Genomic DNA, 13813 nt, shown 5'->3' with positions numbered 1-13813 from the left:
TTTTTACTGGAAGTTTGTAATTGCCTGTGCAATAGGTACTGAGCCATTAGCAATATCAAATTCCTTTTGGTGTAATTTTCCCGTTAAAATAATGTCAGCAACTGTTCGGGCCACATCTTGACGAGTAATTGTCATATCTGCAATAGAATCAGTAAAATGATTTGCCACTTTGATCTTTCCCGTTCCCTTTTGATTAGTCAGTGCCACTGGCCGCAAAATTGTATAGTCGAGTGAACTGTGCAATAACCACTGATCAGCATAATATTTTGCCGCATAGTAATAATTTTGCGGTCCTGCTGCTGGTGTATTATCCGACCAAAAGCTGCGATCGTCAGATTTAATTGCACTAATCATGATAAAACGGTGAACACCAGTTTCTTTTGCTGCGTTAATTGCTTTGACTGCTCCATCAAGGTCAATCATCATCGTTGCATCAGCACCTGTTTTGCCACCTGAACCCGCCGCAAACACTACTACATCAACCGTTTGCATGGCTTTTGCCAATTGCCGTTGCGGTCCTGCTAGATCAATAAATGCGGTAGTAATTCCCTTTTCTTGATAGGCTTTTTCCTGCTCATGGGAGCGCAAACCGGCAATGACCTGGCAAGTCGTACTTTCTTGTAAGCATTTTACCAATAATTGCCCAATCTGTCCGTGAGCACCAATTATCAGAACTTTCATTTTGTAATCACTCCATCCACAATAGTTCATTTTATTATAGTTTAACCGCGTATTTCAAAAATGCATTATAAAAGGGCTCTTGACTAATCACTATTAGTTTTAGAACCCTTTTAGATAATTCAAATGTTTTATTAATTAATCATATCATTATATATTAGCTAAATTCTTCTTCTTGGGTGCATCCTTAGGACTATCAGCGTCGTTTTCCTTATAACCAAAGAAGTAGGTCAAAGCAAATGCAGCAACAATAGTCACAATGGAAGCAATCCAGAAGTTTAACAAGTTGTTTGGATTGCCTTGCCCAGCTTTAGGAACAAAGGATGGAAAGCCAATCAAGCTGCCAGTAAAGCCATACATATCAACTTTAAGCAGACCGTTAACCAAACCACCAATGGCAGCACCAAGACTGGAAGTCATAAATACACGACCATACTTTAAGTTAACACCGTACATTGCCGGCTCAGTAATACCGACAGCGGCGGAAATAGCAGCACTTAAAGATAAGCCCTTTAAGTCAGGATTGTGCTTAGTCTTAAACCAAACTGCAAGGGCGCCGGCACCTTGGGCGATCATTGTTACTGAAACAATACCGTTTAAGATACTGTGTCCAGTAGCTGCTATATCATTCGCAATAATTGGCACTACTGCCCAGTGCAGTCCGAAGATAACCAGTATCTGGTAAAGACCACCGATAATGAGACCGGAAAGTGCAGTGTTGACTGTCAGTAGCCATTGCAATACTTTGGCAATTCCCGTAGAAATAAATGAAATTACAGGACCAACAATAATTAAGACTGTCATCCCTACTAAGAAAATCTCAACTAAAGGAGTAAAAATTTGTCTTAATGTGACTGGCATCCACTTCTTAATCCACGGTTCAATCTTAGCAGCCATCCAAGCCGCAAAAATCATTGGGAAAATCGAATAAGTATATTGCGGAATATGAATTGGAATACCAAAGAAATTGGCATTAATACCAACGCCAGCTAAGTAGTAACTAAATTTACCGCTGGCATAAATCTTTACTAAATCAGGATAAATCAGAAAGCCGCCGATAATAGAGACAACTACCGGGTTAGAACCTAATCTTTGAGCAGCAGTAAAGCCAACGATTAAAGGCAGGAAGTAAAACGACGCATCCCCCATCGCATTGATAATAGTATAAGTTGGCGAAGCCGTAGACATGTGGCAAAAGTTAGTTAAAATGTTAAGAATACCTTTTAACATACCACTGGCGGCCAGCAAACCAATCACAGGCATCATAGAGCCGGTAATTACGCCTATTAACTGGAAGAAGCCATTTTTAATCTTGCCACCAATAGATTGGTTAGCTGCTGGAGCTGGAGTTGCAGGTGCAGCATCTCCTTGCCCAGCATATTCAGGTCCGAGTAGTTTAATTAGCTCGTCATAAACGTCTTCTACCGTTTGCCCAATTACTATCTGATATTGGTTATTAGCACGAGTAACATCTATTACTCCTTTAATGTTGTTAACTTCATCATCATTCGGAATGCTATCATCGTTTAAAGTAAACCGCAAACGAGTAAAACAGTGCATAACGTTTTTAACATTATCGGCGCCGCCAACAGCCTGAACAATTTCACGCGCTGTAGTTTGATATTTATTTTCATTTTTATTAGCTGCAGCTGGTGCTGCTTTAGCCTGTTTTAATGTAACAGTAGCAGCTGATTCGCCAGCAGCTTTAGTACCCAGAGCAAGGTCAATGCCAGCTAGAACATCTTGAGTATTTGTAATTGCCAAGATGACGGTATCATCTTTTTGAGCATCTTTAATCGCTTGCAGATCCATCGTCCCTAATTGCTGCCCTGCTTTTACCTCAGAGTTTGCTGCTACTTGCAAATCAAATGGTTTGCCGTCAAGTTCAACGGTATCTATGCCAAAGTGAAGCATAACTTCCACACCGTCTGCAGTCTGCAGGCCAAGTGCGTGCTTAGTTTCAGCCACCATTATCACTTTACCTGTTACAGGCGAGACAATCTTCCCAGAGCTAGGTTTAACGGCAAAACCTTCACCTAGCTTCTTCTGAGAAAAAACCGGATCATTAACATCCTCGAGGTTAATGACCTCACCGGCAACAGGTGCCAGTATTTTTATCGTATTACTCATAATTACGCCTCCATGAAACTACCACATAAAAGGTAGTCATATATATTGATAACGCTTTCATTAAGATTATAGTTCTTGTATAGACAAGTGTCAACAAATTGCTTATTATATTGTTGTAATAAATAATTTTGTATTATTTACCAGACTAGACAGGTTAAAAATTAACATAAGGTGGTATGATTAGTGTTAAAAGGTGGATAACAAATAATGAGAGCTAAATATTTACAAATTGCGGCAGATTTAACGAATAAAATTAGGCATGAGCAGTATGTTGCCGGTGATTTCTTGCCAAGTGAACCAGCACTATCAGAGCTATATAATGTTTCACGTGAAACTATCAGGAAATCTTTAAATGAACTCTTAGATGCTGGCCTAATTCAAAAAATAAAAGGTAAAGGTTCAGTAGTTATTAATGCCGCGCGCATTGCCTTCCCAATTTCTAATATTGAATCCTTTGATGAACTTAATAAACAAAAGCAAATGCATGCTACGACCAAAATATTGGAATTAAAAGACACGCAGGTGCCTTTGACTATTATTAAGCATTTATCTTTAACAGAAACTGCTGCAACTTATGTGTCCCGTTTACGATTAATCAATGATGAACCAATTGTGGTTGATGAAGATTATATTTTAAAAAAATATGTACCTAAAATCTCGGCTAAGCAAGCTCAAAGCTCGTTATATCAGTATTTTGAAGATGATTTAGGACTTGAAATTGATTATGCCACTAAAACTATTACTGTAGAACCAGCCAGTCAAAACGTAATGCAGCAGTTGCAGCTTACTGATACCAACTTAGTTGTAGTAGCGCGCAGTTTAACCTATTTAAAAGATACATCTTTTTTTCAATATACTATTTCCCAACACCGGCCCGACAAATTTAAATTTGTAGACTTTGCACATAGAAAAGCACAAAATGGAGGACTTATATTATGAGTTTAGCTGACAAAGTGATTTACCAAATATATCCCAAATCATTTTATGACAGCAATGGTGACGGGATCGGTGACTTAAGGGGGATTATCCAAAAAATTCCTTACTTAAAGAAATTAAATATTGACATGATTTGGTTTAATCCTTTTTTTGTATCTCCTCAGAATGATAATGGCTATGATATTGCCGATTATTATAGTATTGATCCACTATTTGGTACAATGGCTGACTTTGAAGAGCTAGTCACAAAGCTTGGGCAAAATCATATTGGTGTGATGCTCGATATGGTCTTAAATCATTGTTCTACTGATCACATTTGGTTTAAAAAAGCCTTAGCTGGAGACGAATATTATCAGAAGTTTTTCTACATTAGAAAGCCTAAAGCGGATGGCAGTATGCCCAACAATTGGACATCTAAATTTGGTGGCTCAGCCTGGGCACCTTTTGGTAATAGTGGTAAATATTATCTTCATTTATACGACAAAACTCAAGCTGATTTGGACTGGCACAATCCTGCAGTGAGAAAAGAACTATTTAAGGTAGTTAACTTTTGGCGTGACAAAGGGGTTAAAGGCTTTCGCTTTGATGTAATTAATGTTATTGGCAAAGATGAAAAACTTACTGACGCGCCCCAGAACACCGCCAGTAAGCTAATGTATACTGACCAGCCCATAGTCCATCAATATCTAAAAGAATTAAATCAAAAAACTTTTGGTCAGCAGCCAGATACAATTACTGTCGGGGAAATGTCATCGACGACTATTGCTAATTCTGTTGCTTACACTAGAAAAGATAATCATGAGCTGTCAATGGTTTTCACTTTTCATCATCTAAAAGTCGATTACCAAAATGGCCAGAAATGGACCAGGATACCTTTTGACTTTTCCGCTTTAAAAAATGCTCTTAACGAGTGGCAGATTGGAATGAGTCAAGGTGGCGGCTGGAATGCTCTCTTTTGGAACAATCATGATCAGCCTTGGGCCTTAAGTCGTTTTGGTGATCCTATTAATTTTCGCGAAAAATCCGCAGAAATGCTGGCTACCGTAATGCATCTATTACGTGGTACACCTTATATTTATCAAGGTGAAGAAATTGGCATGATCAATCCTAATTACCAGACAATCACTGACTATGTAGATGTAGAAACGCTTAACGCTTATGACGAGCTTAAACAAGAAGGCTTAAGTGACGCCCAAGCTCTGGCAATTATTCAGGCTAAGTCGCGCGATAACAGCAGAACCCCCATGCACTGGGATAACACTGTTAATGCCGGTTTTACCACAGGAACTCCTTGGCTTAGGCCTAAAGATCAAGATAAAATTAATGTTGCAGCTGAATTGGACCATGGTGAGATTTTCCCTTATTATCAAAAACTGATTTACTTGAGAAAACATTATCCCATTATCGCCAAGGGAAGTTACGAACCGCTTGACTTGGATCACCCACAAATTTTTGCCTATTGCAGACTTTATCACAGGCAAACCTTACTGGTAATTAATAACTTTTATGGTAAAAAAATTACTTATAGCTTACCTGACACTTATCAAGGACAACAAGCACAAACATTGATTAGCAATTATCATAAAAATTTACAGGAAGTACCAAAAACTGTAGAGTTACATCCTTATGAATCACTGGCCTTGTTAATATAGATTAACGCAAAAACACCTCCAAATTTGTCCTAAATTTGGAGGTATTATCTTTGAAAATCGAATCTATTTTTGTTTATCAAAAACGTCTAGCCAATAAGTAAATCATTAGCTTTAACTTCTGCACCATCGTCCTGGTTCAGTTTGATTTCTTTTTCATATCCACTAGTGAACACAACAATGACAGTAGGGTCTAAATTGTTATCCGTTACTACGTTCTTATCAAATACTTCTAATTTTTGACCTTGAGTTACCTCGTCATCTTGGTTTACCATCACTTCAAAGCCTTCTCCTTTTAAGTTCACAGTATCAATCCCAATATGAATAAGAATTTCGACACCTTGTGCAGTTTTAATACCTACAGCATGCTTTGTCTTGGGAAGAGCCTCAATTTTGCCTGCTACAGGTGCATAAACGGTTACTTTATCCTCATCAGGAATAATGGCAAAACCATCTCCCAGCATTTTTTGTGCAAAAGCCGGATCGTTTACTTTTTCAATCTTTTCAAGTTTGCCACTAATTGGTGCAGTGACCGTAAAGTCTTCCTGCTTCTCTTGTTTCTTACCAAACCACTTAAACATTCTTCTGACCTTCTACTTTCATTAACCTTAAGTAATTAATTTCATGTTTTATTACAATTTTAGCTTTCTAACTATTAACAAATATATACTTTTAATCAAGAAAAACTAGTAATGAAAAAACATTTTCCTGTTTTTTAAGAAAATTGCTCCAAAAGTGCTTTTTCCGTTAACTCTCAATATAGCAGCTGTTCATATCTAACTCACAAAAACGTTCAATATATAAAAGTAAAGGGACTTCTCTCTAATCTAATCTTTAACAAGTGAATTTTGTACTATTCAAAATCAAAATTAAAATCTTGAATAAACTTGATAAACTGATAAACAATTCTTTTTTTATTATCTTTCTGCGTAATGGCTACTAAATCAACTTGCGGTTCCCAGTCAAGGGGAACATAGGCTAAGCTGCTGTCAAGTTCAGGATAAATACAGTAAAGACCTAATCCCAGACCTTGATTTGCCTTAAGCAAAACATTTAAAGAAGATATTTCAGCGGCATAAGTAATATTTAAATCTCTATTCAGATGAATAATCTTATTTTGTAAATTAATGATATCTGTCGCTGCCCATCTGTTATCTAAAAACAGTAGTTTTTCACTCTGAAAATCCGTCAATTTAATTATACTTTTTTTACTCAAAGGGTTATTTCGAGGGACAATTACTTTGAACGGCTCTGTTTCAATTGGATAGACCTTAATATTATTTAAATCTTCAGCTTCCAATCCAGTTGTCAGCATAACATCCAAATTATTAGACACCAATTGCTGCTTTAATTCGTTGCGATTCAAATTTACCAGTACAAATTTAGCTAGAGGAAACTTTTTTTGAAATTGACTTAGCCAAAGGGGAATATATTTATCATTAAAAGGATTATATGAATAGCCAAAATTTATTTGCAATCTTTCTTCTTTATCTTTTTCCTGAATCTCCTGTACTGCAGAATTATAGTTATTAATTAATGGCCTGATTTTTTGATAAAAAGCTTCACCATTTTTCGTTACATTAACATAGCGCTTGTTGCGATTAAATAATTTGACACCAATCTCATCCTCAATAGCATTAATATCATGTGTGACAGTTGGCTGCGTAGCATGAATTGCCTTAGCAGTTTTTGTAAAATTTTTTGTTTCAACTAAATTAACAAAAGTAACAAGTTTCTTTATATCCATATCTTATTCCTTATAACTTATTTCTATTATTAATAACTGATATTAATTTCACTTATAAGTATAAATAAAATATACTATTTTTGTAAACGGTTTATATAATAAATAAGGAGATCAAAAATGGTTAAACATACAGAAGAAGCTACCAGTGCCTGGATTGCCGAAACAGCTAAAAAAGCTAATGCTGCTAAGGGCTCAGATTATGTAGAATTAGATCAAGGACTATTAACAGTTGACCAAATCGACGCATTGCTCAATTGTCTGCCGCTTGAATTAATTACTATTGACAAAGACGATCGTTATGTCTATTGCAATAATGAAATTCCTAAGAAAATGTTACTTTCACCTCGGTGGCCTGAAAAACTTGGCCAAACTTTATCTGAAGTTCACAAAAAGACTTCAATGCCTCATGTTCAAGAAATAATGGATTACGCCAAAACTGGCAAAACCTATAAACTTATTAAACCAAGTGATAACGAATATATGGTTGCCTCTTTTAAGAATATGACTGACAAAAATGATCAATATGCTGGCGTGACTGAATGGATTGTTGATTTATTACCAATCGTTAACTGGTACCTAAAACAAACGGGACAGAAACTGGTTCCTGATGAAACTAAAAAGGCAACCGATGTAGATTCCGGTGCCTCAATCCAGTCATAAATAAAATATAAATTCTTAAGTTGAAATGTTTCCTAGATTCTAATTGAGAACTGACTCTTTAATAATTAGCAAACAAAAAAGCTCTATTGTCGGGATAGAGCTTTTTTCTGTGATTCCAGTGGAATCGCTAAACTATTCATACATTTATACTTTAGCATAAAATTGTTGCAAAAAGAGAATTACCAATTTTCAAAGTAATAGTTCTTAATCGTTATCTTTATTAAATTCGCATGACGCCTGACAGCATCACCCTGTGCCGCAATCATTTCCTTATTTTTGCAGGGGACAATTAGCACTCAATCTACAACTCTACATTTTCCAATGAGTGCAGAACGTTTTTAGTATCTTGTAACACATCCGCAATAATTTGTTTAACAGACTTTGTTTCTTTAATTAGGCTCAAATCTTGACCAACCATAATTGCGCCATTTTGCGTATCACCTTGATACATCCCCATTTTGATAGTTTTAGCATCAAGGCCAGCTTCTTTTTGAGCTGCTTCAGCCTTCAAATGAGTAGCTTCTAAGTCTTTGATCTGATCAGAAAGGTTATTAGCGATCATTCTAAAGGGCGCATCATTAGCATAAGAAACTTCGGCAGTAGCCATATCTCCTGCAGCAATAATTGCTTGTTTTGCTTTATCATTAATCGGTAACTCATCTGCTACTAAAAAAGCAGTGCCCATTTCTATCCCTTCGGCTCCCAAAGCAAATGCTGCAGCACCACTATGGCCATCTACAATACCACCAGCAGCTACTACAGGAATATTAACTGCCGCTACCACTTGTGGTACTAAAGCCATTGTGGACTCAAAAGAAACATGGCCGCCACCTTCCCAGCCTTTGACAACTACCAAATCAGCTCCTGCTTTTTCTGCAGTGACCGCATCAGCCAAATAACTGGCCTTGACAATTATTTTCATACCCAGTTTATGCCAACGGGGGAAATACTTTTGGCATAAAGCGCCATTAAGCCGCATAGCATCAGCATAAACTACAGGCGGCTTGGTTGCTGCTAATACTTCATCTGCTTGCTCAACAATTCCCTCTTGCATAATCGCGTTAACGGCAAACGGCTTTTCAGTCAATTTTTTAGTTTTGTTAATTTCTGCAATGCTGGCATCTTTAGGCATATAACCTAAGCCCAATACGCCCAAACCACCAGCGTTTGAGACTGCAGATACTAAAGGAGAAAGTGAAGTAAACGCCATTGCACCCTGAATTACGGGCTTTTCAATTCCTAATGCTTCTTTTACTCTATTTACCATTTAGTTTTTACCTCCATCACTTATAAATTTGCTAAAATTAGCATAACGATTCCTTGGTTAAGGTGTAATGACAAATATTTAAATTTTGTCGAGTCAGAAGAAGGCATTACTTAATGGAAAAGCAAAATCCCAGTTTAGAGTTACGCCTAAGTAACGCGTTATTTAGCTTGTTAAGTGATAAAGATTATGAACAAATCACAATCTCAGATATCACCAGAAAAACTAAAGTGGCCAGAACAACTTTTTACATTTGTTTTGACAATAAAGATGAATTGCTGCGCTTTTCTATTAACCGGTATATGATTCCGTTTGTAGCCGGTTTGCGCAACTCACTTGAACTTAAACCTAAAGACAACATGACCAGAACTATTGCTGCACTGAATGATATAGCGCCACAAATTAAATTTCTGCCGCTTTTGCTTAGCATCAAAACTGCAACATTTAATCCCAGTCGCGAAATCGAAAATAATGTTAAAAAAGAAATCAGGCAGATATTACAAAAGGAAAAAATTGCTCCCGATATTTTAGAATACTTTGCCAGTCTTTATTTTGTCAGTTTATTAGAAACACAAAAATGGTGGGCCAAACATCCCAAGGTTGCCCCAGCTAAAGTCGCTCAACTAATTCACCAAAGCTGCTATCACGGACTTATTTCACTTCTTAATTAACAAAAAAAGAACCAAGTAGTTATTAGCTTCTTAGTTCTATTTGTTAATATATAGTAATGCATTGCTGATTAATACACCATGCAAACCAAAATAGTCTGTTCAGCTTAATCAGTTTTATTACCTCTTATAAATCAAAAGGATGGTTACTCTTGCTTTAACAAGATATTGCCTGATCGCATTTTCTTAAATGCAATATCAATATCATCTGTATCTGCAATGTGTAACATTTCACTGTAGGTACCTTGAAAAACACATTTTTTGTTGCCAACGAATACAATATGCGCCTGCATGGAATTTAATTTATCCAACTGGTGCAAAGTCATAATAACTTTTTTCTTTTTCTCAACAACTAAAGATACAATTAAGTCTAGAATTAAATTTTCAATATAACTGTCAATTCCACTAAGAGGTTCATCGAATAAATATAATTCCCGCTCCATTATGCTAGTACAATAAACCATAACAGATTGGTATTCCCCACCGGATAAAGACCTTAGTTTGGTATTTACCAGGCCTTTTATAATCTCATTATAAAAACTAGTTTGCGCATTAGTACTTGTAGCAGTGTGATCATTCATTGATTTAAAAAAATTTATTACTTGTTTTACCGTTAGTTCATCAAAGAAAGACATATTTTGAAATTTATAAATAATATTAGGCATAGAAGGAAAACCTATCATAGCTGTAGCAGGACTATCAATAAAGCCATAGATAAGATTAAGTAAAGTCGTTTTACCAGCACCATTACTGCCAATTATTACATTTAACTGATCGTCAATAAATTTTGCGTTAAAATCGGCAAAGATTTCTTTATTTTTATAAGAAAAGTTCAAATGCTTAATTTCCATATTGTCTCCTTACAACTATTTTTCAAAAATTGTAGAAATATTTTGTTTCGCAATAAAAATCATCCCAAATACGACATAAATTAGAATAACGATCAACAAATTAACAAGAGTAGCCCAATTTATTCTAGAAAACAACATTTGCATTATTACTTCATACCCCTTCATTAGGTATTTAACAGGTGTACATAGCAATAACAAATTTAATATTTTGTTTTTTGCTTCAACAGCTGACACCATGAATGAAGCCAAAATAATCAATGTAATGACAATATTGTAAGTTTGCAATTTTAATTTTGTTGTTAACAAAAAATACAATCCCATAGTTAAAGGCAAAACCAACACAGTCGCAGCTATGATAGTGGTTAACAGTAAATAACCCAGATAGGCAAAGGACTTAAACATTAGTGCGGTAATTAAGTTAAATAGAAATAATTCTATTATTAAAAACGTCCATTGCGATAAAAATTGACTAATCAGTACTAGATATTTTGAATTGGTTACCATGTAAATAACTTTATAATAGCCATAGTCACGATACTCAACCATTGCCAGAATCACTGAATTTAGAACAGTTGTTAAAGCAATATAGGCAAAATAGTATGCACTGCCGCTAATTAGTTTACTCTTACTGACAGTATAGTTATTAATAAAAACCGGAGCGTTAGATATAGCAAAATATATAACTGGAAAGACAATGTTAAACATTAAAGCCATTTTGTTGCTAAAAGCATTAATAAGGAAAATCTTGTAGAGCGAATAAAACTTTTTTTTCATATAGAAATCTCCGTGAATATTACCTAATATTTTGAAATAGTTTAAGCTTATCGCCTAAAAGGTGTACTCAAATTTAACTAAGAATCAAAATTCAGCTAATTTTCATTTCAAATAGATTCTCAGTTTAGCAACAACAGTCAATTTTTTAGTCTTCACTGTACGATAATTATGAAAATTATATGTTATTTTTATATGCCAGTCAATTAAATTTCATATTTTTGATATTTAAAGTTATAAAAATATCCCTTTTAGTCTTTCTAGTTTATTTGATATTGCAGTTGTCATTATACAAAATAAATTTTACTAAAAAGGCTGCATTATAACGTTATCGGGATCAATCAAAGTCAAAGTTAAAATCTTGAATAAACTTGCTAACCTGAAAAATAATTCTTTTTGTTGTTTTTCTGCATCAAGTCTACTAAATTAACCTGTAGCTTTTCGCCCAAACAAAAAGGACAAGCGGTTAATGTGCCACTTGTTCTTAATTATATTAAATTAAATTCTAATCCTTTACCCCAATTTCTTCATTCAGCCAGTAAACTCTGCCGTCATCCGTTCTGTTTAAAAGATGATTTTCAATTAGGTCTCGTCTTCTAGTAACATAGTCTGACACAAAGTGCATTAAAATCAGGTTCACTTCCTGCTCAGAATATTTTTTAGCTGGTTCAAATTTAGTTGCCAAATATTGTAAAATTAGCAGCCGATTTTTGGCTTTACCAGGCCATACTTTAACAACTTCATCATCATCAATATAGCGCATTAATACTTCTTTATTCTTCATTTTCTCCATTTAAATTAATTATTCGATCAAACAATGACTTTTCAGTAGCAGAAATTTTATGAGCCACTTCAATTACTGCCAAATTAGGCTTTTTTAATAACGTTTTATGAATTGCAAGTGACAGTTCCGGATCAAGGGCACTAGTAGCTTCATCAGCGAGCAATACTGGCCGTTCAGAGAGAAAAGCACGTGCAATTTCAATTCTTTGGATTTGTCCGCCGGATAAATTTGCCCCCTTTTCACCAACTTGATAGTCCCAGCCTTTTTCATCTATGAGCTCTGTTAGTCCCGCCGCTTCGGCTGCCTTAGCTAAACTTGCTGCAGAAACTTTTCGACCTAATAAAATATTAAATTTGATTGTATCATCAAAGATAAACGGCTTTTGGTTAACGTAACTGAAATTATCGTGGGCTTTGGTCCAACTACCGGTAACATCTTTATCATCAATAAAGACATGCCCCTCGCTTGGCTTAATTTTACCCAACATTAAGTTTAACAGTGTAGTTTTACCCCAGCCACTAGGTGCCATGAGTAAAATTTTTTCGTTAGGTGCTACCGTCAAGTTAAGATGAGCAAAAATCTTTCTTCCACCTTGACTATAAGTGGCATCTTCAACTTTCAAGCCAGTAAATTGACCAGTTTTCGCACTTTTAGTACTGTCAGCTGAAAAAGACAGAGCCTGCTCTACCTTATCCCACATCGGCTTAGTAGACTTGATTGCATTCAATTGTTCAAAAATATTAACTATCGGATTAATAAATTCATTTGATAGTTGCACTATCATAATTAAGGTACCAACACCAATTTGACCTTGCAGCATTAAGATAGCACCTACTAAAAATGGTAGTATAAAGCTGAAAATATCTGCGAAAGCCATAATGACTTCTCCCGCTGCAGCTTGTGTGAAGTTTAAGTTCTTTAATGCCTCTTCCATTCTTTTTGCACTGTTAACGACTTTACTAATAGTCGAACTTTGAGCATCGTACAATCCAACAGTTTGCGCTCCGTTTAGCCCGTCATTCACACTCTGGGTATACGAAACATTATTTGTCTCCCAGACTTTTGCTTTGGCTTGAATAGTTTTGGTAAATGCTCTTTGCACCAGTCCGGGAATTAAAGTAGTTACCATAAAAATTAATGTTAAAATCCAAGAATTGATTAAACCAACCACAACTGACAGTAGAAAAGAAGCTAATTCTGCAATGATCATTAGTTCATTTGTAGTCTTAGACGTTTCAATTTGTTTAAGATCGTTGGTCATCAGGCTTAAGCCGTCCTTTTGTGAATCACTGCGTTGTTCAATCAGATAATTCATCGTTTTCTCTTTAAGATAAACATTGACATCTTGAATAATAGAACACTTGATATAGCGGTATACAAAATTAGACAACATAATAATTAAGATTGTTGCAGCACCAATGCCAGCAATTTTAATTAAATTACTACTGTCGCCTTGACGATATTGCGCTGCATTTAACATGATCTTGGTGACATAAGCAATCACAACATTGCCAAACGCACTGACTATTGCTAAAAGTGTGTATGCACCTAATTTCCATTTAGGCGCAAATTTTAATGAAGATTGCATTTTTCTACTCCTTTTTCATTATTAAAACAGTTAAGATATTTTTTGATTAGCTATATTAAAGCATGACTAATTTTTGAATATCTTTCT

The 13813-nt window shown here is 35.4% G+C and carries 13 protein-coding genes; 4 read left to right on the top strand and 9 right to left on the bottom strand.

From position 1 onward, the window contains the following. Positions 1-3 precede the first annotated feature (3 nt). Both LDX54_RS00405 and LDX54_RS00400 read right to left on the bottom strand, forming a co-directional pair. Entirely contained in the window at positions 4-681 is a 678-nt protein-coding gene (locus LDX54_RS00405) for an NAD(P)H-binding protein (protein ID WP_265667210.1), read from the bottom strand. A gap of 147 nt (positions 682-828) precedes the next feature. Then, positions 829-2808: a PTS glucose transporter subunit IIABC gene (locus LDX54_RS00400; RefSeq protein ID WP_265667211.1), complete on the bottom strand. Its 1980-nt coding sequence runs from the start codon at positions 2806-2808 to the stop codon at positions 829-831. A 207-nt stretch (positions 2809-3015) separates the two neighbouring features. On the opposite strand from LDX54_RS00400, the gene treR reads away from it, so the two are divergent. After that, positions 3016-3747, top strand: a complete 732-nt coding sequence (treR, locus tag LDX54_RS00395; protein WP_265667212.1) for a trehalose operon repressor — start codon at positions 3016-3018, stop codon at positions 3745-3747. Beyond that, on the top strand, positions 3744-5396 hold the full coding sequence (gene treC, locus LDX54_RS00390) for an alpha,alpha-phosphotrehalase (protein WP_265667213.1): 1653 nt from the start codon (positions 3744-3746) through the stop codon (positions 5394-5396). The genes treR and treC overlap by 4 nt, the downstream gene beginning before the upstream one ends. 86 nt (positions 5397-5482) lie before the next feature. Here the strand turns inward: treC and LDX54_RS00385 are convergent, their stop codons facing one another. Continuing rightward, a complete protein-coding gene (locus LDX54_RS00385; protein WP_046324058.1) occupies positions 5483-5974 on the bottom strand; it encodes a PTS glucose transporter subunit IIA in 492 nt (163 codons plus the stop codon). 272 nt (positions 5975-6246) lie between these two features. After that, positions 6247-7140, bottom strand: coding sequence for a LysR family transcriptional regulator (locus tag LDX54_RS00380; protein ID WP_265667214.1), 894 nt, complete (start codon positions 7138-7140; stop codon positions 6247-6249). 117 nt (positions 7141-7257) lie between these two features. On the opposite strand from LDX54_RS00380, the gene LDX54_RS00375 reads away from it, so the two are divergent. Continuing rightward, a complete protein-coding gene (locus LDX54_RS00375) occupies positions 7258-7800 on the top strand; it encodes a PAS domain-containing protein (RefSeq protein WP_265667215.1) in 543 nt (180 codons plus the stop codon). A 301-nt stretch (positions 7801-8101) separates the two neighbouring features. Here the strand turns inward: LDX54_RS00375 and LDX54_RS00370 are convergent, their stop codons facing one another. Next, positions 8102-9067 (bottom strand): nitronate monooxygenase, encoded by a 966-nt coding sequence (locus LDX54_RS00370; protein ID WP_265667217.1) that lies wholly within the window; start codon positions 9065-9067, stop codon positions 8102-8104. A gap of 113 nt (positions 9068-9180) precedes the next feature. Between LDX54_RS00370 and LDX54_RS00365 the strand changes: the two genes are divergently transcribed. Further along, positions 9181-9735 carry a TetR/AcrR family transcriptional regulator gene (locus LDX54_RS00365; protein WP_265667218.1) on the top strand — a complete coding sequence of 185 codons (555 nt, stop codon included), beginning with the start codon at positions 9181-9183 and terminating at the stop codon, positions 9733-9735. 143 nt (positions 9736-9878) lie between these two features. Here the strand turns inward: LDX54_RS00365 and LDX54_RS00360 are convergent, their stop codons facing one another. From LDX54_RS00360 to LDX54_RS00345, 4 genes are all read right to left on the bottom strand, one after another. Then, positions 9879-10583: an ATP-binding cassette domain-containing protein gene (locus tag LDX54_RS00360; protein ID WP_265667219.1), complete on the bottom strand. Its 705-nt coding sequence runs from the start codon at positions 10581-10583 to the stop codon at positions 9879-9881. 15 nt (positions 10584-10598) lie between these two features. Continuing rightward, positions 10599-11357 carry a hypothetical protein gene (locus tag LDX54_RS00355; protein WP_265667220.1) on the bottom strand — a complete coding sequence of 253 codons (759 nt, stop codon included), beginning with the start codon at positions 11355-11357 and terminating at the stop codon, positions 10599-10601. Positions 11358-11859: 502 nt separating this feature from the next. After that, positions 11860-12138: a DUF2087 domain-containing protein gene (locus LDX54_RS00350; RefSeq protein WP_265667221.1), complete on the bottom strand. Its 279-nt coding sequence runs from the start codon at positions 12136-12138 to the stop codon at positions 11860-11862. Beyond that, a complete protein-coding gene (locus LDX54_RS00345) occupies positions 12128-13726 on the bottom strand; it encodes an ABC transporter ATP-binding protein (RefSeq protein ID WP_265667222.1) in 1599 nt (532 codons plus the stop codon). Before LDX54_RS00345 ends, LDX54_RS00350 begins: the two co-directional genes overlap by 11 nt. Positions 13727-13813: the final 87 nt, after the last annotated feature.

Origin of the sequence: Lactobacillus sp. IBH004, assembly GCF_026185255.2 — a bacterium.
GTDB classification, from domain to species: domain Bacteria; phylum Bacillota; class Bacilli; order Lactobacillales; family Lactobacillaceae; genus Lactobacillus; species Lactobacillus melliventris.
The sequence above is the reverse complement of the archived record's forward strand: the minus strand, read 5'-3'. Positions and strand labels throughout refer to the sequence as shown.

Coding starts and splice junctions, on each gene's coding strand:
- LDX54_RS00360 (WP_265667219.1), bottom strand. CDS start 10,583: ATGGAAATTAAGCATTTGAACTTTTCTTATAAAAATAAAGAAATCTTT.
- LDX54_RS00355 (WP_265667220.1), bottom strand. CDS start 11,357: ATGAAAAAAAAGTTTTATTCGCTCTACAAGATTTTCCTTATTAATGCT.
- LDX54_RS00380 (WP_265667214.1), bottom strand. CDS start 7,140: ATGGATATAAAGAAACTTGTTACTTTTGTTAATTTAGTTGAAACAAAA.
- LDX54_RS00375 (WP_265667215.1), top strand. CDS start 7,258: ATGGTTAAACATACAGAAGAAGCTACCAGTGCCTGGATTGCCGAAACA.
- LDX54_RS00405 (WP_265667210.1), bottom strand. CDS start 681: ATGAAAGTTCTGATAATTGGTGCTCACGGACAGATTGGGCAATTATTG.
- LDX54_RS00370 (WP_265667217.1), bottom strand. CDS start 9,067: ATGGTAAATAGAGTAAAAGAAGCATTAGGAATTGAAAAGCCCGTAATT.
- LDX54_RS00385 (WP_046324058.1), bottom strand. CDS start 5,974: ATGTTTAAGTGGTTTGGTAAGAAACAAGAGAAGCAGGAAGACTTTACG.
- treR (WP_265667212.1), top strand. CDS start 3,016: ATGAGAGCTAAATATTTACAAATTGCGGCAGATTTAACGAATAAAATT.
- treC (WP_265667213.1), top strand. CDS start 3,744: ATGAGTTTAGCTGACAAAGTGATTTACCAAATATATCCCAAATCATTT.
- LDX54_RS00345 (WP_265667222.1), bottom strand. CDS start 13,726: ATGCAATCTTCATTAAAATTTGCGCCTAAATGGAAATTAGGTGCATAC.
- LDX54_RS00400 (WP_265667211.1), bottom strand. CDS start 2,808: ATGAGTAATACGATAAAAATACTGGCACCTGTTGCCGGTGAGGTCATT.
- LDX54_RS00365 (WP_265667218.1), top strand. CDS start 9,181: ATGGAAAAGCAAAATCCCAGTTTAGAGTTACGCCTAAGTAACGCGTTA.
- LDX54_RS00350 (WP_265667221.1), bottom strand. CDS start 12,138: ATGAAGAATAAAGAAGTATTAATGCGCTATATTGATGATGATGAAGTT.